At 59.5% G+C, this 21,797-nt stretch carries 17 protein-coding genes and 1 tRNA gene; 2 read left to right on the top strand and 16 right to left on the bottom strand.

Annotated elements, in window-relative coordinates:
• The first annotated feature begins 54 nt into the window (after nt 1–54).
• Nucleotides 55–213 carry a YqaE/Pmp3 family membrane protein gene (locus tag AB4P97_RS20985; protein WP_003228885.1) on the top strand — a complete coding sequence of 53 codons (159 nt, stop codon included), beginning with the start codon at nt 55–57 and terminating at the stop codon, nt 211–213.
• 149 nt (nt 214–362) lie between these two features.
• Here AB4P97_RS20985 and AB4P97_RS20980 read toward each other — a convergent pair whose 3' ends face one another.
• The 15 genes from AB4P97_RS20980 to rpsU form a co-directional block, all read right to left on the bottom strand.
• Nucleotides 363–2,171 (bottom strand): S9 family peptidase, encoded by a 1,809-nt coding sequence (locus AB4P97_RS20980; protein ID WP_395601556.1) that lies wholly within the window; start codon nt 2,169–2,171, stop codon nt 363–365.
• Nucleotides 2,137–3,297 (bottom strand): pyrroloquinoline quinone biosynthesis protein PqqE, encoded by a 1,161-nt coding sequence (gene pqqE, locus AB4P97_RS20975; RefSeq protein WP_395601555.1) that lies wholly within the window; start codon nt 3,295–3,297, stop codon nt 2,137–2,139. Before pqqE ends, AB4P97_RS20980 begins: the two co-directional genes overlap by 35 nt.
• Nucleotides 3,269–3,544, bottom strand: a complete 276-nt coding sequence (pqqD, locus tag AB4P97_RS20970) for a pyrroloquinoline quinone biosynthesis peptide chaperone PqqD (protein WP_042561406.1) — start codon at nt 3,542–3,544, stop codon at nt 3,269–3,271. The genes pqqE and pqqD overlap by 29 nt, the downstream gene beginning before the upstream one ends.
• Nucleotides 3,541–4,293, bottom strand: coding sequence for a pyrroloquinoline-quinone synthase PqqC (gene pqqC, locus AB4P97_RS20965; RefSeq protein WP_042561405.1), 753 nt, complete (start codon nt 4,291–4,293; stop codon nt 3,541–3,543). The genes pqqD and pqqC overlap by 4 nt, the downstream gene beginning before the upstream one ends.
• A gap of 134 nt (nt 4,294–4,427) precedes the next feature.
• Nucleotides 4,428–5,339 (bottom strand): pyrroloquinoline quinone biosynthesis protein PqqB, encoded by a 912-nt coding sequence (pqqB, locus tag AB4P97_RS20960; RefSeq protein WP_047303785.1) that lies wholly within the window; start codon nt 5,337–5,339, stop codon nt 4,428–4,430.
• Between the two features lie 81 nt (nt 5,340–5,420).
• Nucleotides 5,421–5,495, bottom strand: coding sequence for a pyrroloquinoline quinone precursor peptide PqqA (gene pqqA, locus AB4P97_RS20955; protein ID WP_003422658.1), 75 nt, complete (start codon nt 5,493–5,495; stop codon nt 5,421–5,423).
• A gap of 158 nt (nt 5,496–5,653) precedes the next feature.
• A complete protein-coding gene (pqqF, locus tag AB4P97_RS20950; protein WP_395601554.1) occupies nt 5,654–8,059 on the bottom strand; it encodes a pyrroloquinoline quinone biosynthesis protein PqqF in 2,406 nt (801 codons plus the stop codon).
• Between the two features lie 38 nt (nt 8,060–8,097).
• A complete protein-coding gene (locus AB4P97_RS20945; RefSeq protein ID WP_261736655.1) occupies nt 8,098–8,892 on the bottom strand; it encodes a carbon-nitrogen hydrolase family protein in 795 nt (264 codons plus the stop codon).
• 12 nt (nt 8,893–8,904) lie between these two features.
• Nucleotides 8,905–10,587 carry a flavin monoamine oxidase family protein gene (locus AB4P97_RS20940; protein WP_395601553.1) on the bottom strand — a complete coding sequence of 561 codons (1,683 nt, stop codon included), beginning with the start codon at nt 10,585–10,587 and terminating at the stop codon, nt 8,905–8,907.
• A 221-nt stretch (nt 10,588–10,808) separates the two neighbouring features.
• The gene (locus AB4P97_RS20935; protein ID WP_042561399.1) at nt 10,809–11,270 is read right to left on the bottom strand and encodes an Lrp/AsnC family transcriptional regulator; all 462 of its coding nucleotides are present in this window, start codon (nt 11,268–11,270) and stop codon (nt 10,809–10,811) included.
• A gap of 120 nt (nt 11,271–11,390) precedes the next feature.
• A tRNA-Ile gene (locus tag AB4P97_RS20930) sits at nt 11,391–11,467 on the bottom strand.
• A 15-nt stretch (nt 11,468–11,482) separates the two neighbouring features.
• A complete protein-coding gene (locus AB4P97_RS20925) occupies nt 11,483–15,229 on the bottom strand; it encodes a bifunctional diguanylate cyclase/phosphodiesterase (protein ID WP_395601552.1) in 3,747 nt (1,248 codons plus the stop codon).
• Between the two features lie 126 nt (nt 15,230–15,355).
• Nucleotides 15,356–17,203 carry an RNA polymerase sigma factor RpoD gene (gene rpoD, locus AB4P97_RS20920; RefSeq protein WP_042561397.1) on the bottom strand — a complete coding sequence of 616 codons (1,848 nt, stop codon included), beginning with the start codon at nt 17,201–17,203 and terminating at the stop codon, nt 15,356–15,358.
• Between the two features lie 67 nt (nt 17,204–17,270).
• Nucleotides 17,271–19,235 (bottom strand): DNA primase, encoded by a 1,965-nt coding sequence (dnaG, locus tag AB4P97_RS20915; protein ID WP_042561396.1) that lies wholly within the window; start codon nt 19,233–19,235, stop codon nt 17,271–17,273.
• 483 nt (nt 19,236–19,718) lie between these two features.
• Entirely contained in the window at nt 19,719–19,934 is a 216-nt protein-coding gene (gene rpsU, locus AB4P97_RS20910) for a 30S ribosomal protein S21 (RefSeq protein ID WP_002551877.1), read from the bottom strand.
• A gap of 202 nt (nt 19,935–20,136) precedes the next feature.
• Here rpsU and tsaD point away from each other — a divergent pair, with 202 nt between their 5' ends.
• On the top strand, nt 20,137–21,162 hold the full coding sequence (gene tsaD / locus AB4P97_RS20905) for a tRNA (adenosine(37)-N6)-threonylcarbamoyltransferase complex transferase subunit TsaD (RefSeq protein WP_042561395.1): 1,026 nt from the start codon (nt 20,137–20,139) through the stop codon (nt 21,160–21,162).
• A gap of 23 nt (nt 21,163–21,185) precedes the next feature.
• Here the strand turns inward: tsaD and plsY are convergent, their stop codons facing one another.
• Nucleotides 21,186–21,755 carry a glycerol-3-phosphate 1-O-acyltransferase PlsY gene (gene plsY / locus AB4P97_RS20900; protein WP_042561394.1) on the bottom strand — a complete coding sequence of 190 codons (570 nt, stop codon included), beginning with the start codon at nt 21,753–21,755 and terminating at the stop codon, nt 21,186–21,188.
• Nucleotides 21,756–21,797: the final 42 nt, after the last annotated feature.

Below are 21,797 nucleotides of genomic sequence, written 5' to 3'. Positions count from 1 at the left end.
GGGTCATTAGCGTGTATGGCTCACGTGAGCCAACCCCCAATCAGGAGCTGACCCATGGATTTCATTCGTATCATCATCGCCATTCTGTTGCCGCCACTGGGTGTTTTTCTGCAGGTCGGATTTGGCGGGGCGTTCTGGCTGAACATTCTGCTGACGTTGTGCGGTTACATTCCGGGGATCGTGCACGCGGTTTACATCATCGCCAAGCGCTGAGTTCTGCGGCGCCAGGTAGATCGCTATCGCGGGCAGCCCGCTCCCACATTGGTCTCGGTTGTTCACACATTGCGTGTACACCAGAACACCTGTGGGAGCTGGCTTGCCAGCGATTGGGGCGACACGGATCCGAGTGGTGGAGGTGAATTTCAGTCCGCCAATGCCATCACCCGCCGATAAAACGCCCACTCCCGCTCCAACGCATGCGCCTGATTCACCGCTCGACGAAAGCCGTGGCGTTCGTCGGCGTAGTAGTGCGCCTCGACCGGAATGCCGTTCTGCTCCAGCGCCGTGACCATGTCGCGGGTTTGCTGCGGGACGACGACGGCGTCCAGTTCACCCTGAAAGAAAATCACCGGCACGCGGATGTTGCTCGCGTGCAGCAAGGGTGTGCGGGCAGCGTAGCGTTCGGCGTCCTGTTCGGGATCGCCGATCAGCCAGTCCAGATAATCGCCTTCGAACTTATGCGTCGCCCGGGCAAGGGCGACTGGATCGCTGACCCCGTAGAGGCTGGCGCCGGCGCGGAAGACTTGATGAAAGGCCAGAGCGCACAGGGTCGTGTAGCCGCCAGCGCTGCCGCCACGAATGAACGCGCGTTCACCGTCGATCAGGCCTTGTCTGGCGAGATAGTCGACCACGGCGCAGGCGTCCTCCACATCAACGTCACCCCAACTCAACTGCAACGCCTGCCGATATTCCCGGCCATACCCGCTGCTGCCGCGATAGTTGAGGTCGGCGACCGCGAAGCCGCGTTGCGTCCAGTACTGGATGCGCGGATCGAGCATCGGGTAGCAGGCTGAGGTAGGGCCGCCATGGATGAACACCACCAGCGGCGGCTTCGTTTCACCACTCATCGCCGGATAAAAGAACCCGTGAGCCTCGCCCGAACCGCTTGGGTAGCGCAGGGTTTGCGGGCGGCTGATGCGTTCGGCGGCCAGCGGCGCAACGCCGCCGGCCAGCACTGTTACTTTATGGGATGCGCGATCAATGGCGATCACCGCCGAAGGGCTGATCGGCGAGGCAGCGATGCAATAGATGAATCGCTCATCCAGTGCCAGATGCCGGAATCGGCTGTAATCGCCGGTAAGGTCATCGCCATTCAATGCGAGGCGACCGAAACCGCTCTCACTCCAACTGGCCAGATAGCCGTCAGCCATTGGCAGCCAGGTGCAGCCACCCATTTGCCACGGCGCTGGCGCGTGATCCGCTTGCACGCTGGGCAATGGCTCGAATCCATCCACTGATTCGACATAAGGCTGCCAAAAGCCAGCGCGGTCGGTCAGACAGTAAAGCTGTCCTTTCGCGTCGAAACGCGGCTGTTGAATCGACTCTTCAATGGCATCGCCCGCCACGCAGCGGGGCGCTGAAAAGCTCTGCCCGGAACGCTCGGCCACCATCAACCGGGTTGACGTCCATGGTTGATGCGGACGGCTCCACTCGATCCACGCCAGCCTTGCGCCATCCGGGCTGATAATCGGTGCGGCATAAAAGTCCGCGCCTTCGGCCAGCAAACGGCGCGTACCATCGGCCAGATCGATTGCGACCAGTCGGTGCTGATCGCCATTTTCCTCGACTGCCAAAATCTGCCCGTCGGCAAAATTCACATCGCCATACCGGCACTCGCCTGATGTCAGCGCCTCGGGCGAGCCATCCAGCGTTTGCCGGTAAAGCTGCTGATCCGCCTCATTAACGAAAACCACACCGTCAGGCGTCAGACAAAACGCTCCACCGCCATATTCGTAAACCCGACTGCGCACGCTGAAACCCGTGGGTGTCAGACATTTCGCCACGCCGTCGCGCCAGTGCCAGATTCGGCACGCGGCATCTTCCGGGCGATATTCGTTCCAGAACAAACCGTTGGCACCGAGTTGCAGTTCGGCAAAATCCATTCCGGCAGCGACGGCTTGGGCGGCGCTGAAAGGCTCAGCCTTTAGCGATGAGGCGCGAGTTTCGTTCATTGCGAAAGGCCAGTTGTTCGATGGTTTGGGTGGCGTGCTCGGCTTCTTCGCGGGCCGCAAAGATCACACCGTGATGTTCGGATTTGCTGCACACCGGGTCTGCATTGCTTGCATCACCGGTCAGCATGAATGCCTGGCAGCGGCAGCCGCCGAAATCCTTTTCCTTTTCGTCGCAGGAGCGGCACGGCTCTGGCATCCAGTCGTAACCGCGAAAGCGGTTGAAGCCGAACGAGTCGTACCAGATGTGCTGCATGCTGTGGTCGCGCACATTGGGAAATTGTACCGGCATCTGTCGGGCGCCATGACAAGGCAGGGCGGTGCCGTCCGGTGTGACTGTCAGAAAAATACTGCCCCAGCCGTTCATGCAGGCTTTCGGGCGTTCTTCATAGTAGTCCGGGGTAACGAAAATCAGCTTGCACGGATGCCCTTCGGCTTCCAGTTTGGCGCGGTATTCGTTGGTGATGCGCTCGGCACGGACCAGTTGCTCTTTGGTCGGCAACAGACCGACACGATTGAGCTGCGCCCAACCGTAGAACTGGCAAGTGGCGAGCTCGACGAAGTCGGCTTCCAGCGCAATGCACAGCTCGATGATGCGGTCGATCTTGTCGATGTTGTGCCGATGAGTGACGAAGTTCAGCACCATCGGATAGCCGTGGGCCTTCACTGCACGGGCCATCTCCAGCTTCTGCGCAAAGGCTTTTTTCGAGCCGGCGAGCAGGTTGTTCACTTGCTCGTCGCTGGCTTGGAAACTGATCTGGATGTGGTCGAGACCGGCCTTCTTGAAGTCGCTGATTTTCTGCTCGGTCAAGCCGATGCCGGAGGTGATCAGGTTGGTGTAAAAACCCAATTTCCGCGCTTCAGCTATCAGCTCGGCGAGGTCCTGGCGCACCAGCGGCTCTCCGCCGGAAAAGCCCAACTGAGCCGCGCCCATCTCCCGTGCTTCGCGGAACACCTTGATCCACTGTTCGGTACTCAGCTCTTTTCCCTGTTCGGCAAAATCCAGTGGATTGGAGCAGTACGGGCATTGCAGCGGGCAGCGATACGTCAGCTCGGCGAGCAGCCACAGCGGCAGGCCGATTTCAGGTTTTGCGGGCAGATCAACCAAGGGTGATCCAGTGTTGCGCACGGGCAACCTCCATGAATTGCTCGATGTCGTCACCGAGCTCGGGCACGCCGGGGAACTGCTCGTCGAGTTTGGCGATGATCGCCGCGACATCCCGTTCACCGTCAATCAAACCACCGATCAGCGCGGCCGTCTCGTTGAGTTTGATCATGCCTTCGGGGTACAGCAGCACATGGCCTTTTTGCGCCGGTTCGTACTGGAAACGGTAGCCGGGACGCCAGGTCGGGGTCTTGCTGCGGTCGAAACTCATAAGGTGATTCCTTTATGCCAGACGCGTTGCTCAGTCACGCTGTGATACGGCGGGCGGTTCAGTTCGTAGGCCATGCTCATGGCGTCGAGCATGCTCCAAAGAATGTCCAGTTTGAACTGGAGAATTTCCAGCATGCGCTCCTGGCCTTCGCGCGTCTTGTAGTGTTCCAGTGTGATCGCCAAGCCGTGCTCGACATCGCGCCGTGCCTGGCCGAGGCGGGTGCGGAAGTACTCGTAGCCGGTCGGGTCGATCCACGGGTAATGCTGCGGCCAGCTGTCCAGACGCGACTGATGGATCTGCGGCGCGAACAGTTCGGTCAGTGAGCTGCTGGCGGCTTCCTGCCAACTGGCGCGGCGGGCGAAGTTAACGTAGGCATCGACGGCGAAACGCACGCCAGGCAACACCAGTTCCTGCGAACGCAGTTGATCCGGGTCGAGGCCGACTGCCTGGCCGAGCCGCAGCCAGGCTTCGATACCGCCGTCTTCACCGGGAGCGCCGTCATGGTCGAGCAAGCGCTGTATCCACTCGCGGCGGATTTCGCGATCCGGGCAGTTGGCGAGGATCGCGGCGTCTTTCAGGGGGATGTTCACCTGATAGTAGAAGCGGTTGGCGACCCAGCCCTGAATCTGCTCACGGGTGGCGCGGCCTTCGTACATCGCCACATGGTACGGATGGTAGATGTGGTAATACGCGCCCTTGGCGCGCAGGGCCGCTTCGAATTCTGTAGGGGACATTGGCGTATCAGTCATGTCTGTTCTCCGGGAACAACCATTGGATTCTGTGGTGTCTGTCAGGACGCCATCGCTGGCAAGCCAGCTCCCACAGATTTTGCGTACGCCACAGAACCTTGTGGGAGCTGGCTTGCCAGCGATGAGGCCATCAGCTACAGCACAATACTCATGCCATCGAACGCCACTTCAACATCACGCCGCGCCAGTTCTGCGCGCTCCGGCGAATCCTCATCGAGAATCGGGTTGGTGTTGTTGATGTGGATAAGCACTTTGCGCTGTTCGGGCAATTGCTCCAGCACTTCGAGCATGCCGCCGGGGCCGTTCTGCGCCAAGTGGCCCATCTCGCGCCCGGTGCGGGTGCCAACGCCACGGCGCTGCATTTCATCGTCATCCCACATCGTGCCATCCACCAGCAGGCAATCGCTGCCGGCCATGATTTCCAGCAGCGGCGCGTCGACCTTGCCTAAGCCCGGGGCGTAAAACAGTTTGCCGCCGGTATTCAGATCTTCGACGATCAAGCCTATGTTGTCGCCTGGGTGCGGGTCGAAGCGGTGCGGCGAATAGGGCGGCGCGGCGCTGCGCAATGGCAGCGGGGTGAAGCGCAGGTTCGGGCACGCGGCAACGGTGAAGCTCTGGTCGAGCTCAATGCGGTTCCAGTCCAACCCACCGTTCCAGTGGGTGAGCATCTTGAACAGCGGAAACCCAGTGCTGAGGTCTTCGTGAACCATGTCCGTGCACCAGACCTGATGCGGGCAGCCTTCGCGCAGGCTGAGCAGGCCAGTGGTGTGGTCGATCTGGCTGTCCATCAGGATGATGGCGCTGATGCCGGTATCGCGCAGAGCGCGGCCCGGTTGCATCGGGGCAAAGCTTTGCAACTGCGCGCGGATGTCCGGCGAGGCGTTGCACAGCACCCAGTTCACGCCGTCATCGGAAATCGCGATCGACGATTGGGTGCGGGCCTTGGCATTCAGGCTGCCGTCGCGAAAACCTGCGCAGTTGACGCAGTTGCAATTCCACTGCGGAAATCCGCCACCGGCGGCCGAACCCAGAATCTGGACGAACATGAACGCTCCATCATTTCAACGCTGAAAATAAAACGCCCCGGCGAACCGAGGCGTTGCACTGCAATTCTGTCGAGGCAGAACTCAGCGGCTGGCGAAGTACATGGTGACTTCGAAGCCGATACGCAGGTCGGTGTAAGCAGGTTTTGTCCAGGACATAGGGTTACTCCTCAGGTGGTGGATGGGATAGCGCTGTCCATAGGTATAGTCCACGGCAGCGCAGGGATGTTCCAAATAGTTAGGCGGCTATGTTACTCAAAATTTCAACGTGATTGCCCGTGAATATTCGATAAAGCTCGTTGCAGCCTCGGTAATGATCACTTTGTCGCTTGCCACGGCGCGCCGAGCGGCGAATCGCTGGCGAGGCACAGCCAGCCACCCTCGGCGCGGTTCAGTCGTTGCGCGGCGGCCAGCAATGCTGGGCGTTCCAGCGAATCGATTGCGCTGACCAGTTGCGGCAGATAATCCGACGAGTGGCCGGCAAGTCTGGCCTGCCACAGCAGTTCGGCGACATCTTTGGTCGATAGATTTTCGTCGCTGAATTGATCGGCGAGGTTCTGCCGTTGCTGGACGAGGTCAGTCGCATCGATGAGCGAAGCAAGCGCTTCAATAAACTGTTGAATATGGCGGAGCAACTCCACCGGTGCGAACGTCGGCGATTGCACGCCGAACAGCAACCCGGTCTGTCCGTGCATCTGCCGCACGGCACTGAACACCGCGTAACCCAACTGCAACTCGACCCGCAGGCGTTGGTAGAACGGCGTTTGGCACGACTGCGCGAGCAGGCGCCAAGCGGCTTCATCAGCGACATCGCGACTGGCCGTTGGGCAGAACAGCAACAACGCGTGGTCGCTGGACGCGGTGTCGATGTGGCGCCACAGGTGTTGACCATTGATCGCCGACGGAGCCGGTATTTGAGTATCGGGTGTGCCGGGGATGCGGCTCAGGGCCAGGCCCATGGCTGATTGGGTTTGCGCACCGAGGCCCAAGGCCAGGCCATCCCAGCGAGAAGTTGTCCACAGGTGCCGAGCATTGTCGGATGTTTCTACAGAGGCCGAACATTGTTCAGGCAATGCCTTGAGCAATTGGCGGATCGGTAGCAACGGCGTTTCCGGCTCACCTCGCGCGGAATCGGCGTCAACTTGCGTAAGGCATTTCAGCGCATGCTCCAGGACGATCGGCATTGGTTCTTGCAGACCGGTCAGTTTCAGCAGCCATTGATTGCCGGTCGTGCTGAATGACAATTCAACCCCGGCCTGACGTGCGTCGTCCTGAGTTTCCCGCAGGCTGCCCTGCAGTTGCGCTTGCAGGCCAGCGGTGGCTGCCGCTTCCATCTGCCAGCGCAGATAAATCGCGCCTTGATCACCGTTGTCCGGCAATACCTGGCTGAAGTGCATCGGCGAGCGCTCGCGACGGCCGCGTGAACGATCCTGCGCGAACGTGCGCAGACCTCGGTGAGCGCTGGTTTGTCCGCGGATCAGTCCGGCGTTGGCGACCGGTTCGTTGGCGCGCAAAAACGGATTGGCAGTCGGCAAACGCCAATGGGCGCTGAAGTTATCCACAGTGCCGATCTCGCCAAGGATATGTTTGAGGGCAGCTACGCCGGTTGCGCTCAGGCCTGTTTCCAATTGTTCGCTGTCGAGCCGCGCCCGTTGCAATGCGCCGCTGACTTGCTGCTGACGCGCAAGCATGGCTGCGTATTCTTCACGCAGCGGCGTCCAGTCCTGCTGCGCGAAGAAGCTCAGCCAGTCCCGCACCTGTTCGCCAATGCTGCTCAGCGATTCGGAGGATGTATTGAACGCCAGATGCAGCAAGGCTTGGTCAGCAAAATGATAGAGCGGCGCCGCTTTCAAGCTGTCAGCCAAGCCCTGCTGCTGCAAATACGCAAGCAATCCTCCGGGCTTGGCGCTGTTCAACGAGTGGCAAAGAAACGCCAACGCTTCAGCGGATGAATCAGGCAAGGCGTCGAATGCAAACAGCAGATTGCACTGGCGTTCGGCGACCTGTTGATAACTTTTCACCTTTAACGGCGGCGGCGCGGCTTGCGCAATGTTATCCCCAGCCGGCAACGCCGCCGCGAACGTTTCCGCCAACTCGCGCAGCTGTTCGAGGCTTTGCGGCCCAACCAGGCTCAAGGTCATTTGCCCGGTGCGATAGAACTGCTGATGGAAGTCTGTCAGAGCCTTTTGAAACTCCGGCTGCTCGACCTGGAGAGTGTCCCGATTGCCAGCATGAAAGCCGCGCAATGGATGATCAGCCGGTAAACCTTCGTACAACGCAAACTGCTGCTGCGCCGTCGGATCTTGTGACCAGGCGAAAAATTCCGCCTGTAACACTTCCCGTTCCCGCAATTGATCGTCCGGATTCATACGCGGCTGAGCGAGCATGTCTGACAAACGCTCAAGCCCGGCACTGAATGACTGCCTCGGCAACTCAAAGAAAAAATCGGTAGTGCGCTCGCGAGTGCTGGCATTCACCTGCCCGCCGTGACGCTGCACGTAGGCCATCAGCCCTTCGCTCGCGGGAAAACGCTCAGTGCCGAGAAACAGCAAATGCTCAAGAAAATGCGCCAGTCCCGGCCACGCCAGCGGCACGTCATGACTGCCCGCGGCCACCCGCAGTGCGGCAGCGCTGCGCTTCAGACCAGGCACATGACGCAGGGTCACGCGCAAGCCGTTGGCCAGGGTTTCAGTGTGGGGGCGGGGGTGAGTCGGCGCAGGCATGGGCACTTCCAGAACAGTGAAGTGCCAATGCTAGCGGATTAGCGCTTGTTGAGCGCGCCGTAAAGTTCAGGCCGACGATCACTGAGATAGTGATTGGCCTTGCGGGAGTCGACCATTAACTGCCGATCCAACTCGCCGACGATCAACGCTTCGTCCAGGCCGGCCTGAGCAATACGACTGCCGTCCGGCGCGGCGATGCTGCTTTGTCCGCAATAATGGATGTCGCCCTCATGGCCGCAATAGTTGGCGTAGGCCACGTAGCACTGGTTTTCGAAGGCGCGCGAGCGGACGGTGACATCGGCAACGAAATCGAACGGGATCATGTTCGCCGTCGGCACCAGAATCAGCTCGGCGCCGGCGAGGGCCAGTCGTCGGGCGTTCTCCGGGAATTCGAGGTCGTAGCAGATCAGGAAACCGAGCTTCCAGCCGTTGAGTTCCACCACGGGAACCTCGTCTCCACCGGCGCTGAACATCGACCGGTCAAGATCCCCGAACAGATGGGTCTTGCGGTAATTGCACCGGCGCTCGCCGTGGGAGTCGATCAGCTGCACGGCGTTGTAGATCTGACCGTCGGCAGTGCGCTCGGGATAACCGTAGACGATCGCCAGGCCAGCGGTTTTGGCGATCCGGCCGATCTGCTGCGCCCATTCACCGTTGTAGACCTCGGCCAATGTGCTGACCGCCTCGACGCCAATGTTGTAGCCGGTCATGAACATTTCCGGCAGCACCAACAGGTCGGCGCCTTTGGCCTCCATCGCCAGTTGATGCAGGCGCTGGAGGTTGGCGGCGGGGTCCAGTGGCAGCGGTGGACATTGGTAAAGGGCTACACGCATCAGGAATTCCTCTTACTCGGGCAGGGCGATAGGGCCGATGTCTTTGAACACATCACCCGGGCCTGGGTTCTCTTTATGTGTGGCGCCGCCGAAATGTTTGATGATCCCCCACACCGCGTTGAGCGAAGTCTGCACCGCGCCTTCAACCCACGCAGGCGTCCACGACACATCGTCACCGGCGATGAAGATCCCGCGCTGCTCGGCTGGCATGTCGTCCTGCATGAAGTGCGCGTACATGCGCTGGTTATAGCGATAGTGGCCGGGCAGAGCGCCCTTGAACGCGCCGAGAAAGTGCGGATCAGCCTCCCACGACACGGTGATCGGATCGCCGATGATGCGCGCGGCAATGTCGACTTTCGGGTAGATCTTCTTCAGCGCATTCAGCGCCAGCTCTACACGTTTTTCTACCGGGTGCGGGAGCATTTTCAACGCGTCGCTCATCCACGAGTACGACAGGCAGATCACGCCAGGCTTGTCGTCGCCGTTGTCGAACAGATAGGTGCCACGGGTCAGGCGATCGGTGAGGGTCATGCTCATCAGATCGCGACCGGTTTCAGGGTCCTTGTCCTTCCAGAACGGCCGGTCGACCATCACGAAAGTCTTCGACGACTGCATATAGCGCGTGCGGTCGAGCGCCATCCACATCTTTTGCGAGAACAGCGTTTCGTCGCATTCGATCTGGGTGGTCAGCAGCCAGCTCTGGCAAGTGGTCAGGACGGCGGCGTATTCGCGGGTGTCGCCGTTGTTGTCGGTGACAGCGAAACGACCATCGGCTGCATGGGCGATTTTTTTCACGCCGGAACGCGGGGCGCCCCGGTGCAGGGATTTCAGGCTGGTGCCTTCTGGCCAGTGAACGCAACGTTCCGGCACATGACGCCAAATGCCTTGCGGCACCTGTTCCACACCGCCGACCACCAGGTGCTGGTGATCGTCGCAGTTGGTCATCACCACGCGGAAAATTTCCAGCATCGAGTTAGGGAAGTCCGAGTCCCATCCACCCGTGCCGAAACCGACCTGGCCGAACACTTCGCGATGATGGAACGACAGTTTGGCGAAGGCCTCGGAGGTGGCAACGAAATCGTAGAACGTGCGGTCGTCCCACAGCGGCACCAGAGTGTTCCACAGTTCTTTGAGGCGCGGCACATCACGGTCGCGGATGGCTTGCTGGATATCGGCGAATTGCGAACCGGCTTCCAGCGCGTCCGCCCAGGCGTCAGCCACTTCCTGGAACAGCGCAGGAAGATCCGCCAGTTTCTGTGCGTAATGGGTTTTGCCTTCCAGGTCGATCACTGTGCTGCCGGACGCCGGTGTCAGCGGGTTCGGGAACGGTTTGGTCTCCAGACCCAACTTGTCGACGTAGTGGTAGAACGCGGTGGAAGATACCGGGAAACGCATGCCGCCGAGCTCAGCGACAATACCGTCAGTGCCGTTGAACGCCTGCGAGCGCAGGCGCCCACCCAGTTTCGACGCCTCGTAAACCACCGGTTTCAGGCCCAGCTTCATTAACTCGTAAGCGGCCACAAGACCTGCGATGCCGGCGCCGACAATCGCCACTTCAGCGCCATGATTTTGCACCGGGATGCTACCGAGTCCGGCCGGGTGTTCGATCCAGTCGTCGAAGGCGAAAGGAAAGTCCGGGCCGAAAATGGTGATGGGCTTTTTACCGTCTGCAGGATGGCGATTGTTCTTGTTCATGGCTGACCTTGCTGGCGACCCGACGCGGAATGCGCGTCTGAGTATAGGAAAAGATGCCAGCCATTCTAGGGAGCGTAGAACACGTTAATAAGACGCAAAGTGTCGTCGTTTTGCCAGTTTCCTGTTCAAAATGACGATCTTAAGCTTCACTCTGTTCCCTGTGGGAGCGAGCTTGCCCGCGAATAGGCCCTATCTGACATCCGGGATCTCAATGCCTGCAGTCAGACTGGCTGACCCCGATCAATCTTGCTGCTCAAGATAATTGAAGTCGTGGTCTTCTCAACCCCATCCACACTGCCAATCTGATCCAGCAACTGATCCAGCTGCTCCGGCGAATCCGTGCGCAACCACGCCACATAATCAAATTCGCCACTCACCGCACACAGCTGCTGCACCTGCGCCATCGCACTCAAGCGGCGCAACACATCTTTACCGGAGCGCGGCTGAACCTTTATCCCGACATACGCCTGCAAACCGCCATCGACCACCCGCTGCCCCAGGCGTACGCCGTAACCGGTGATCACCTTGGCTTTTTCCAGCCGCGCCAATCGTGACGTCACCGTGGTGCGGGCAATCCCCAACTGTCGGGCGAGCATGGCCACGCTTTCGCGAGCATTGATTTGCAGGGCTGCAATCAACTGGCGGTCGATTTCGTCAAGCACGGGCGGGCGGATGTCGGGCACGGGGGGCTCCATTGGTGCGGATCGTTGATCAGCGCATGTTACAGGCGATGAAGCTCGCCAAGACTGAAAACACCAAACCATCACCCAAGAAAAAGCCGCGCATTTGCGCGGCTTTCAAAGTGGTGGGCCCACACGGACTTGAACCGTGGACCAAAGGATTATGAGTCCTCTGCTCTAACCAACTGAGCTATAGGCCCTCAGTAGGCCGCGGATTATAGCGACGGTTTCGCCGCTGTGCTATCCGAAAAATCCGATACCGTAATACGCAGAAACGTCGTGGCGAACTCTTCCGGTGGCAGCGGCAGGCTGACGATGTAGCCCTGGATCTGTTCGCAGCCTTCGGCGGCGAGAAATTGTTGTTGCGCCTGGGTTTCCACGCCTTCGGCGATGACGGTGAATTGCATGCTTCGGCCCAAGGCGATGATGGCGCGGACAATCGCCGCATCGTGCGGGTCGTCGGGCAGTCCGCGGACGAATGACTGATCGATTTTGAGGATGTCCAGCGGCAGACGCTTGAGGTAGCTCAGCGAAGAATAACCGGTGCCGAAGTCGTCGATTGCCAGTTGTACGCCCAGGTGTTTGAGTTGATGCAGCACTGTCAGTGCTTCTTCAGCCTGACTCATGATGAAGTTTTCGGTAATTTCCAGTTGCAGTAAATCCGGCCTGAGGCCGTTGTCCTTGAGCAGTTGCTCGATGCGCCCAAGCAGATTCGGTTGCCGCAGCTGCGCCCCGGCGAGGTTGACCGACAGCGGCCCGAGGCTGTCGTAGATCTGGTTCCACTCGAACATTTGCCGGCACGCGGTCTCCAGCACCCAATCGCCGATCTGCAGAATCATCCCGTTCTCTTCGGCCAATGGAATGAAGTGCTCCGGCGGCACCTCGCCAAAAGTTGGATGGCGCCAGCGGATCAGCGCTTCGGCGCCGACGAGGCTGTGGTCGTCGAGGCTGATTTTCGGTTGGTAGTAGAGATGCAACTCTTCACGCTCAATGGCTCGACGCAGTTCGTGCTCCAGTGCCACGCGCTCGATGGCCTGCGCGGTGAGGTCGCGGGTGTAACTCTCGACGCGGTTGCGGCCCTTGGCTTTGGAGCGGTACATCGCCGCATCGGCGTTTTTTACCAGTGTGGCCACGTCGCAACCGTCGCGGGGGTACAGGCTGGTGCCGATGCTGGCGCTTATGAAAAACTCGTGTTCGCCGGCCTGAAACGGTGCGCCGAAGCAATTGAGCAGTTTCAGCGCGATATGGTCGGCGTCGCTGGCCTGTTGCAGGCCGGGCAACAGGATGATGAATTCGTCGCCGCCGAGGCGGGCGACGGTATCGATGTCGCGCAACTGTTCTTTGAGGCGTACGGCGATGCCCTTGAGCAGCAGGTCGCCGACTGGATGACCGAGGCTGTCATTGATGTGTTTGAAGCGGTCGAGATCGAGGAACAGCACGGCACCCAGACCGCCGTTTTCCTGCTGATTATTGAGTGCCGTGAGCAAACGGCTTTCGAACAACGTGCGGTTCGGCAGGCCGGTGAGTGGGTCGTGGTGAGCCTGATAATCGAGTTTGGCCTGGGCGTGTTTGAGGCTGGAGATGTCGGCAAATACCGCAACAAAATGGGTGATGAGTTTGTCGCGGTTGCGCACTGCGCTGATGGTCAGCCAGCTCGGGTACAACTCGCCATTCTTGCGCCGATTGGAAATCTCGCCCTGCCAGTGACCTTCATCGGTCAACTGGTGCCACATCGCTGCGTAAAACGCGCTGTCGTGCAGGCCCGAGGCGAGCAGGCGCGGTGTATGGCCGAGGGCTTCGCTTTCGCTGTAACCGGTGATTTCGGTGAAGGCCCGGTTGACTGCGCTGATGTGCTGTTGGGTGTCAGTGATCAACACGCCTTCCGCGGTGCTTTCGAAAACAGTTGCAGCCTGTTGCAGTTTCTCCTGCATCAGGTGGCGTTCGGTGATGTCGCGGGCGATGGTCAGCATGCAGTCTTCTTCGCCGATCGGTAGCGGTCGGGCAGACACTTCGCACAGGCGAATCTGCCCATCGCTGCGGCGAATATGGCAGGTGAAATCACGGACGAAGCCGTCGCGGTGCAGCAGATCGAGTATCTGTTTGCGCTCGTTGAGGTTGACCCAGATGCCCAGGTCCAGGGCCGAACGATCCACCGACATGGCGCTGTTGAACCCGGTGATCCGGCTGAAACCGTCGTTGACTTCAAGCAGCAATCCGTCGCTTTGACGCGACAGCAGCAAGCCATCCGGCGATGCATGAAACGCCTTGGCAAACTTTTCTTCCGACGTTTGCAGTTGCTGTTGGGTTTCCTTGAGCTGAGTGATATCGCGCACCACCACGACCAGTGCGGGCGTGGTGTCGAGATCAAAGGGTTCGGCGGAAATCAACCCGGTAAACACCTGGCCATTGTTACGGCGAAAGGGCATTTCCAGATTGCGAATGCTGCCGGCCTGCAACCGCTGCAATAGCCCCGGCCCGACCCCGGGAATCCCCCAGATGTTGAGGTTGGTGGCGGTCTGACCGATGACTTCTTCGGCTTTCAGTCCGATCTGCTCTTCGAAGGCCTCGTTTACTTCCAGCAAGCAACCGTCGGACAACCGCGCGATCACCAGAATGTCCGGGCATTGCTGGAACACCGAAGCAAATTTCTGCTCGGACAGGCGCAAGGCTTCCTCGGTACGTTTGGTCTCGCTGATGTCGATCATCAGCCCGCGCATCACCGGTTCATGGCCGTGTTCGATAAGGCTGACGATGTCGCGTACCCACAGACAGCGACCGTCGGCGGTGATCACCCGGTAATCGAGGCTATGATCGCGTCCGGCCAGCACTTCGTGATCGCAGAAGCTCTGGGCGCGGGTCAGGTCGGCCGGGTGAATGATGTTGCGCCAGAACCCCGGAATCAGCCAATGCGATAGCGGATAGCCGAGCAAGTCTTCGGCGTGGGGTGACACATAGCTGTAGGTGAAGTCGCTCATTCGCGCTTCCCAGGCAATGGCCGACAAGCTCTCTACCAAGCCACGATAGTGATACTCACTGCTGCGCAATTCCTGTTCGAGGTTGATGCGGCGGGCGATCTCCGAACTCAGGCGGCGATTGATGCGGATAACCACCGCCAGCACGATGATCAGGATCACCAGGCCAGGCAGGCCGTAAACCAGCAGATCCGACCAGAATGTCCGGTGATCAAGCACGTTGCCAACCCAGTGCTCTTGAATCTCGCTGATTTCAGCGGGGGACATGTCCGCCAGGACTTTGTCCAGAATGCCCACCAGTATCTTGTTGTCACGGGGTACGCCCATCGCCAGCTGATAGCGATACGGTGTTTCGCCGCTGACGTACAGGCCGTCGAGTTTCAGCTGACGCAGGCTCCAGACACTGGACGCGAGATCACCGACTACGGCGTCGACTTCATCGGTCGCAAGCGCTTGCAAGGCAGAGCTGACATTGGGCATGGCGACCAGATTCAGGTCGGGATGGTGGGTGCGCAGGAGTTCATGGGGCGCGTAGTTTTCCACCACGGCGATCTTCAGGCCGTACAGATCGTCAAGTTTGCGCGGTTGTGCGCCGCCGACGTGGGCGAGGATGACGATGGGGAAGTCGAGGTAAGGACGAGTGAACGACAGATATCCCTGACGCTCCAGTGTCGACATGATCCCGGGCAGCAGATCGATCTTGCCCTGCTTGACCTGCTCAAGCACCACCGTCCAGCTCACGGGTTCGACCGGGGTGAGTTTGATCGCCAGACGCTGGCGTATGACGTCTATGTAGTCAGCTGCCAGGCCCTGATAGCGGGACTGATCGTCACGAAACTCAAAGGGCGGCCACGACGCGTCGACGCCTAGGCGCAAGTCCGGATGAGCCGTCAGCCAGCCACGTTCTTCATCGGTCAGAGTCAGCGCGTCAGCCGTTGCGGTCCAGATCATCAATGACAGCAGAATTAGCACGGACGCCAATCTGGGCATAGCGCTCTCGGTATGGCTCGGGGGTGGTTGTTTCGAGTGTAGACGGGGTATGCGGGGGAGGGGTGGTGCGGAGGATTTAATCTGCTACATAAACAAAACCCCCGGCCTGGGCCGGGGGTTCTGGTATCACTCGTCGAGGAAGGAGCGCAAATGCTCGCTTCGCGTCGGGTGGCGCAGCTTGCGCAACGCCTTGGCTTCGATCTGACGGATCCGCTCGCGGGTCACGTCAAACTGTTTGCCCACTTCTTCGAGCGTATGGTCGGTGTTCATGTCGATACCGAAACGCATGCGCAGTACCTTGGCTTCACGGGCAGTGAGGCCGGACAGCACTTCGCGAGTCGCTTCTTTCAGGCTCTCAACAGTGGCAACATCGATTGGCGACTGCATGGTCGAGTCTTCGATGAAGTCACCCAGATGGGAGTCTTCGTCATCACCGATCGGGGTTTCCATGGAGATCGGCTCTTTAGCGATCTTCAATACCTTACGGATCTTGTCCTCAGGCATTTCCATGCGTTCGCCCAGCTCTTCCGGGGTCGGTTCGCGACCCATTTCCTGCAACATCTGCCGGGAAATACGGTTGAGCTTGTTGATCGTCTCGATCATGTGCACCGGAATACGGATGGTGCGGGCCTGGTCGGCGATCGAGCGAGTGATCGCCTGACGGATCCACCAGGTGGCATAAGTCGAGAACTTGTAACCACGACGGTATTCGAACTTGTCCACCGCTTTCATCAGACCGATGTTGCCTTCCTGGATCAGATCGAGGAATTGCAGGCCGCGGTTGGTGTACTTCTTGGCGATCGAGATCACCAGACGCAAGTTCGCTTCAACCATCTCTTTCTTCGCGCGGCGGGCCTTGGCCTCACCGATCGACATGCGACGGTTGATGTCCTTGATTTCAGCAATGGTCAAACCGGTTTCGGTTTCCAGCGCGATCAGTTTCTGCTGGCAACGAATGATGTCCGGCTGAACACGGCCGATGGCTTCGGCGTATTTGCTCTTGCCTTTGGCCAGTGCGTCGGACCAGCTTTCGTCGACTTCGTTGCTCGGGAACTGACGCAGGAAATCGGCGCGTGGCATACGTGCATCACGTACGCACAGTTGCATGATCGCGCGCTCTTGCTGACGCAGACGATCCAGGGCACCGCGAACACGCTCGACCAGGGCTTCGAATTGCTTCGGCACCAGTTTGATCGGCATGAACAGCTCGGCCAGTAGCAGCAGTTCGGCAATCGCTGCCTTGTTGCTGCGACCGTGCTTCTTCAGCGCCTTGCGGGTGATTTCCATCTGATCGGACACAGCGCCAAAACGCTGGGCCGCGATGACCGGATCCGGACCGCTTTCGGCTTCTTCTTCGTCATCGGAAGAGTCGGCTTCATCATCGTCGGTGTCGTCGTCAGCCTTGACGGCTTTCGGATCGACCGGCGGCGGTACTTCTGCCGCAGGCGGCGCAATGCCGTCGTCCGGGTCGATATAACCGCTCAGGACGTCAGAAAGGCGACCACCTTCGGTGGTGACGCGGGTGTACTCGGAGAGAATGTGGTCAACCGTGCCAGGGAAGTGCGCGATTGCGCCCATCACTTCACGGATGCCCTCTTCGATACGCTTGGCGATTTCGATTTCGCCTTCACGAGTCAGAAGCTCAACGGTACCCATTTCACGCATATACATGCGCACAGGGTCAGTCGTGCGACCGATATCGGTCTCCACCGCTGCCAACGCGGCTGCTGCTTCTTCCGCAGCGGCCTCGTCGGTGTCGGCGTCGGCCAACATAAGGGCGTCCGCATCCGGAGCACTCTCGTGTACGGGGATCCCCATGTCGTTAATCATGCGGATGATGTCTTCCACCTGCTCAGGATCTGAAATATCCTCGGGCAGGTGGTCGTTGACCTCGGCGTAAGTCAGATACTTCTGCTCACGACCCAGTTTGATCAACTCAATAATACGAGACTGCTGTTGCGCTTTTCCGGACATAACACCCTATCCACTGAAGGTCTTGGCGGGCAAAAAACAAGCCGAGGATTATACCTGAGCTATGACCTCACGCGCCAGTTGAGGTCGGGCTTGATGCGGAAACATTGCGACTTAAAAGGTCGCGCAGTTGATTTTTCTCTTCGATACTCAGTTCGCTTTGACGCGCTTTCCTGAGTAACTGTTCAAGATTTCGCTCGCGTTGGCGGGCTGACAAGCTAGTAATGGTGTCGAAAAACTGTTGTTCAAGGTTATCTCCGTCAATCAGCCATTCCTTTTCTGCCAGTGCCTTGAGCAATCGACCCTGTTCAGTGCCGTGCCATCGCGCGATCAACTGAAATGAGTTTAGCTTGGGATTCTTCTGTACGGCTTCGAGCAGCGCCACAAGCAGCTGGGCGTTGGTCTGATTTTCGTCCGCAATGTGCCCGGCATCTTCGACGCGCTTGGCCAATTGCGGGTGATGAAGCAGTGTGCGCAGGGCGGTCAGGGTCGGCGACTCGACGCCGATTGGCGTCCGTGGCCGCTGCTGATCGCGATCGCCACCACGCTTGCCGTTTTTATCCCAGGGTTTTTTGTCCCATTTCTTGCCGCCGGCACCGGGTTTTTTCGGCGTCCACTCCTGCTGCGGCGCGTACATGTCCTGCGCCTGCGGCTGATGGTAGTCGCTGTAATCGGGCATTGCATCGTAATCGAAGCCCGGATCGTAGGCGGGCGGCGCTTCCTGCGGTGCGTTTTGCGCGAGCTGACTGACGGTTTCGCTGCTCAGGCCGGTGATTTCGGTCAGGCGCTGACGCATCAGAATGCGAAGATTTGCACCTGGCACTTTGTCGATCAACGGTGCAGCGAGGGTGGCCATGTGGGCCTTGCCTTCGAGCGAGCGCGGGTCGGACTCTTCGCTCAGTTGCTGGAAGAAATAATCTGCCAGCGGCTGCGCATGCTGATTGATTCGGGCCTTGAAGGCGTCGGTGCCCTCGGCGCGAACCAGGGTGTCCGGGTCTTCGCCTTCGGGCAAAAACAGGAATCGCGCGCGACGTCCATCCTGCAGGCTTGAAAGCGTTGCCTCTAATGCGCGCCACGCGGCATTGCGGCCGGCCTGGTCGCCGTCGAAACAGAACAAGACGTTGGGCACGACGCGGAACAGGCGTTTCATGTGCTCTTCGCTGGTCGCGGTGCCCAGCGTTGCGACGGCATTGCGCAGGCCTTGTTGGGCGAGGGCGATGACGTCCATATAGCCTTCGACGACGATGATTTCGTCAAGGTTGCGGTTGTTCTTGCGCGCTTCATAGAGGCCGTAGAGTTCCTGGCCTTTATGGAAAACCGGGGTTTCCGGTGAGTTCAGGTATTTGGGCTTGTCGTCGCCCAGTACGCGACCGCCGAAAGCAATGATCCGACCGCGGCTGTCGCGGATCGGGAACATCACGCGATCGCGGAAGCGGTCATAGCGCTTGCCGGTTTCGGCGTTCTCGATCAGCAGGCCGGCGTCGATCATGGCTTTTTGCTGAAGTGTGTCGCTGCTCAAGTGTTTGAACAGATTGTCCCAGCCCGGCGGAGCAAAGCCTAAACCGAAGTCTCGGGCAATCTCACCTGTCAGGCCGCGACCCTTGAGGTAATCCACGGCGGCTTTGCGCGCCGGGTGGCTCTTGAGTGCCTGCCGATAAAAGTCAGCGGCAGCAGTGAGCAGCGGATACAGCGGCGAATCGGTCGGCTGGCGCGGCTTGTGCGGGCGGCCACTTTCTTCGCGGGGTATTTCCATGCCGGCGGCTTTCGCAAGGTCTTCAACAGCCTGGGGGAAATCCAGGTTGTCGTGATCCATGAGGAAGCCGAGCGCGTTGCCGCCGGCACCGCAACCGAAGCAGTAATAGAACTGCTTGTCGGGGCTTACGCTGAACGACGGGGTTTTTTCTTTATGAAACGGGCAGCAGGCGGTGTAGTTCTTGCCAGCCTTCTTCAATTGCACGCGCGAGCTGACCACGTCGACGATGTCGGTGCGGTTCAGCAGGTCGTCAATGAAGCTCTGGGGAATCAGCCCGGCCATGGCGTGCTCGTCGTCTGCGCTGTAATAAGTCCGATGCGAAGGGCGGCCGGACGCGGGTCGTTGTTTGAAGCGCGCAAAATGTGCGGCTCGACCGGTGTCGTCTGCGTTATCGCTGTCGGGAAGTGTATCTGCCGAAAATCCACTGACGTTAGTACCAATCAGCCTTCGACTATTTGAAAGTGTTGCGCTGAATCCGCTGACGGCCGGTTAAAGACCTCGGATAGCTCAATAAAGCGGGCACGCATGCAGGTGCCTTGGGCTGATCGTCGTAAGAGGAATCAGTGGGTGTGCTCGTCAGTAGCCTTGAAAGGCTCGTCAGAAAAGACGTGCACCGCTGGCAAAAGAGCCAGGTCTGACGTTTGAAGCAGATTTGTCTCGGTCGCGTGTGCGGCGTCGACGATGAAGCATCAAGCGATATCCGCAAATGCCAATAGCCCGGCTGAGGGCCGGGCTTGGCAGAAGCTTGCTACGAACGTCTGTGTATTAGTACAGACGAACGGCGCGGCGCTGTTCGCGCTGAACTTTCTTGGCGTGACGCTTAACAGCGGCTGCTGCTTTACGCTTACGCTCAGAAGTTGGCTTCTCGTAAAATTCGCGGCTACGAACTTCAGCCAGTACACCGGCTTTTTCGCAGGAGCGCTTGAAACGACGCAGAGCTACGTCGAAGGGTTCGTTCTCTTTAACTTTGACGGCTGGCATCCAGAGCTACCTTCTTTCATTACCGGGATCAACGTTCTCGTCGCAAAAAATTCGCGGCTGAGGTCGTCGGTTTTTAAGGGTTGCGGATGTTAACCCCTCATCGCTCGGAATGCAAAGCCTCTGATCGAAAACCGCTGGTCGGGGCATCACGCGGGGACTATTATGCGCGCCTTCGAATTCAGCCTAAACAAGGCGCAAACCCATGCTAGTACTGGGATTAGAAACCTCCTGCGACGAAACCGGCGTCGCATTATATGACAGTGAACGGGGTCTGCTGGCCGATGCACTGTTCAGTCAGATTGACCTGCATCGCGCCTATGGCGGTGTGGTGCCGGAGCTGGCCTCGCGTGACCACGTCAAACGCATGCTGCCCTTGATTCGTCAGGTGTTGGCCGAGGCTGACTGTGTGCCGACCGAGATCGACGCGATCGCCTACACCGCGGGTCCTGGCCTGGTCGGGGCGCTGCTGGTTGGTGCTTCCTGCGCCCAGGCACTGGCGTTTGCCTGGGGCATTCCGGCACTCGGTGTGCATCACATGGAAGGTCATTTGCTGGCGCCGATGCTGGAGCCAGAACCGCCACAATTTCCGTTCGTCGCTTTGTTGGTCTCCGGCGGTCATACGCAGTTGGTTCAGGTCGATGGCATCGGTCAATACGCGTTGCTCGGTGAGACGCTCGACGACGCGGCCGGTGAAGCTTTTGACAAGACCGCGAAGATGATGGGCCTCAATTATCCCGGCGGGCCGGAAATCGCCAAGCTGGCGGAGAAGGGCGTCGCAGGACGTTTCACTTTCCCGCGTCCGATGTGTGATCGCCCGGGGCTGGAATTCAGCTTCAGCGGTCTGAAGACCTCGGCGCTCAACACCTGGCAGCAGCGCATCAGCGCCGGGGACGACAACGAGCAAGCCCGTTGCGACATCGCGCTGGCGTTCCAGCAGGCCGTGGTGGAGACTTTGACCATCAAGTGCAAGCGGGCCCTGAAACAGGCGGGCATGAAGCGCCTGGTGATTGCTGGCGGCGTCAGCGCCAACAAGGCCCTCCGTGTGTCACTGGAGAAAATGCTCGGCGACATGAAGGGCGATGTGTTTTATGCCCGTCCCGAGTTCTGCACCGACAATGGCGCGATGATCGCGTTCGCCGGTTGCCAGCGATTGCAGGCCGGACAGCAGGAAAGTCTGGCGATCAGCGTGCAGGCGCGCTGGCCGATGGAGCAATTGTCGGCGCTCTGATGGGCCGCGCTCATGAACGGTATTCAGAAATGCCGTTCGCGCCCGGCAAACAGGTCGCGTAGATTGCCACGGTGGCGCCAGACGATCAGCAGCGTCAATGCGCTCATCGGCAGCAGTGCCTCCGGTTCTTGCCAGGCCAGTAGCGGCAGAGTCAGCGGTGTGGCGATCAGCGCTGCCAGAGAGCTGGTGCGGGTCAGGTAGAACGTCAGCAGCCAGGCACACACCGCCAGCAGCGCAGCAGGCGGATACAGGGCCAGCAGCATGCCGGCAGCGGTGGCGACTCCCTTGCCGCCGCGAAAACGGAAATACAGCGGGAACAGGTGACCGATCACGGCGCACACGCCAATCCAGGCCTGATCTTGCAGCGAAAGGCCGATAGCCGCAGCGAGCAGTACCGGCAGCAGGCCTTTGCACAGATCACCCAGCAGGGTCAGGATCGCGAGTTTGCGACCGGCCAGGCGCAGCATGTTGGTGGCGCCGGCATTGCCCGAGCCACTCATTCGCGGGTCCGGATTTCCGGTCAGGCGGCTGAGCAAAATGGCGAAGGACAGAGAGCCGAGCAGGTAGGCGAGAGTCGCCAGTAACCAAAACATGCTTACTATTCCGGGCGAGGACGCCCTGATTCTAACGGCGCA

The organism is Pseudomonas sp. A1230 (genome assembly GCF_044218825.1).
Taxonomy (GTDB): Bacteria; Pseudomonadota; Gammaproteobacteria; order Pseudomonadales; family Pseudomonadaceae; genus Aquipseudomonas; species Aquipseudomonas iridis.
This window is presented reverse-complemented; position numbering and strand designations above follow the sequence as displayed.

What these genes read in the sequence shown, in the direction of transcription:
- AB4P97_RS20985 (WP_003228885.1), top strand. Translation starts at nt 55, where the DNA reads ATGGATTTCATTCGTATCATCATCGCCATTCTGTTGCCGCCACTGGGT.
- AB4P97_RS20980 (WP_395601556.1), bottom strand. Translation starts at nt 2,171, where the DNA reads ATGAACGAAACTCGCGCCTCATCGCTAAAGGCTGAGCCTTTCAGCGCC.
- pqqD (WP_042561406.1), bottom strand. Translation starts at nt 3,544, where the DNA reads ATGAGTTTCGACCGCAGCAAGACCCCGACCTGGCGTCCCGGCTACCGT.
- pqqC (WP_042561405.1), bottom strand. Translation starts at nt 4,293, where the DNA reads ATGACTGATACGCCAATGTCCCCTACAGAATTCGAAGCGGCCCTGCGC.
- pqqB (WP_047303785.1), bottom strand. Translation starts at nt 5,339, where the DNA reads ATGTTCGTCCAGATTCTGGGTTCGGCCGCCGGTGGCGGATTTCCGCAG.
- pqqF (WP_395601554.1), bottom strand. Translation starts at nt 8,059, where the DNA reads ATGCCTGCGCCGACTCACCCCCGCCCCCACACTGAAACCCTGGCCAAC.
- AB4P97_RS20945 (WP_261736655.1), bottom strand. Translation starts at nt 8,892, where the DNA reads ATGCGTGTAGCCCTTTACCAATGTCCACCGCTGCCACTGGACCCCGCC.
- AB4P97_RS20940 (WP_395601553.1), bottom strand. Translation starts at nt 10,587, where the DNA reads ATGAACAAGAACAATCGCCATCCTGCAGACGGTAAAAAGCCCATCACC.
- AB4P97_RS20925 (WP_395601552.1), bottom strand. Translation starts at nt 15,229, where the DNA reads ATGCCCAGATTGGCGTCCGTGCTAATTCTGCTGTCATTGATGATCTGG.
- rpoD (WP_042561397.1), bottom strand. Translation starts at nt 17,203, where the DNA reads ATGTCCGGAAAAGCGCAACAGCAGTCTCGTATTATTGAGTTGATCAAA.
- dnaG (WP_042561396.1), bottom strand. Translation starts at nt 19,235, where the DNA reads ATGGCCGGGCTGATTCCCCAGAGCTTCATTGACGACCTGCTGAACCGC.
- rpsU (WP_002551877.1), bottom strand. Translation starts at nt 19,934, where the DNA reads ATGCCAGCCGTCAAAGTTAAAGAGAACGAACCCTTCGACGTAGCTCTG.
- tsaD (WP_042561395.1), top strand. Translation starts at nt 20,137, where the DNA reads ATGCTAGTACTGGGATTAGAAACCTCCTGCGACGAAACCGGCGTCGCA.
- plsY (WP_042561394.1), bottom strand. Translation starts at nt 21,755, where the DNA reads ATGTTTTGGTTACTGGCGACTCTCGCCTACCTGCTCGGCTCTCTGTCC.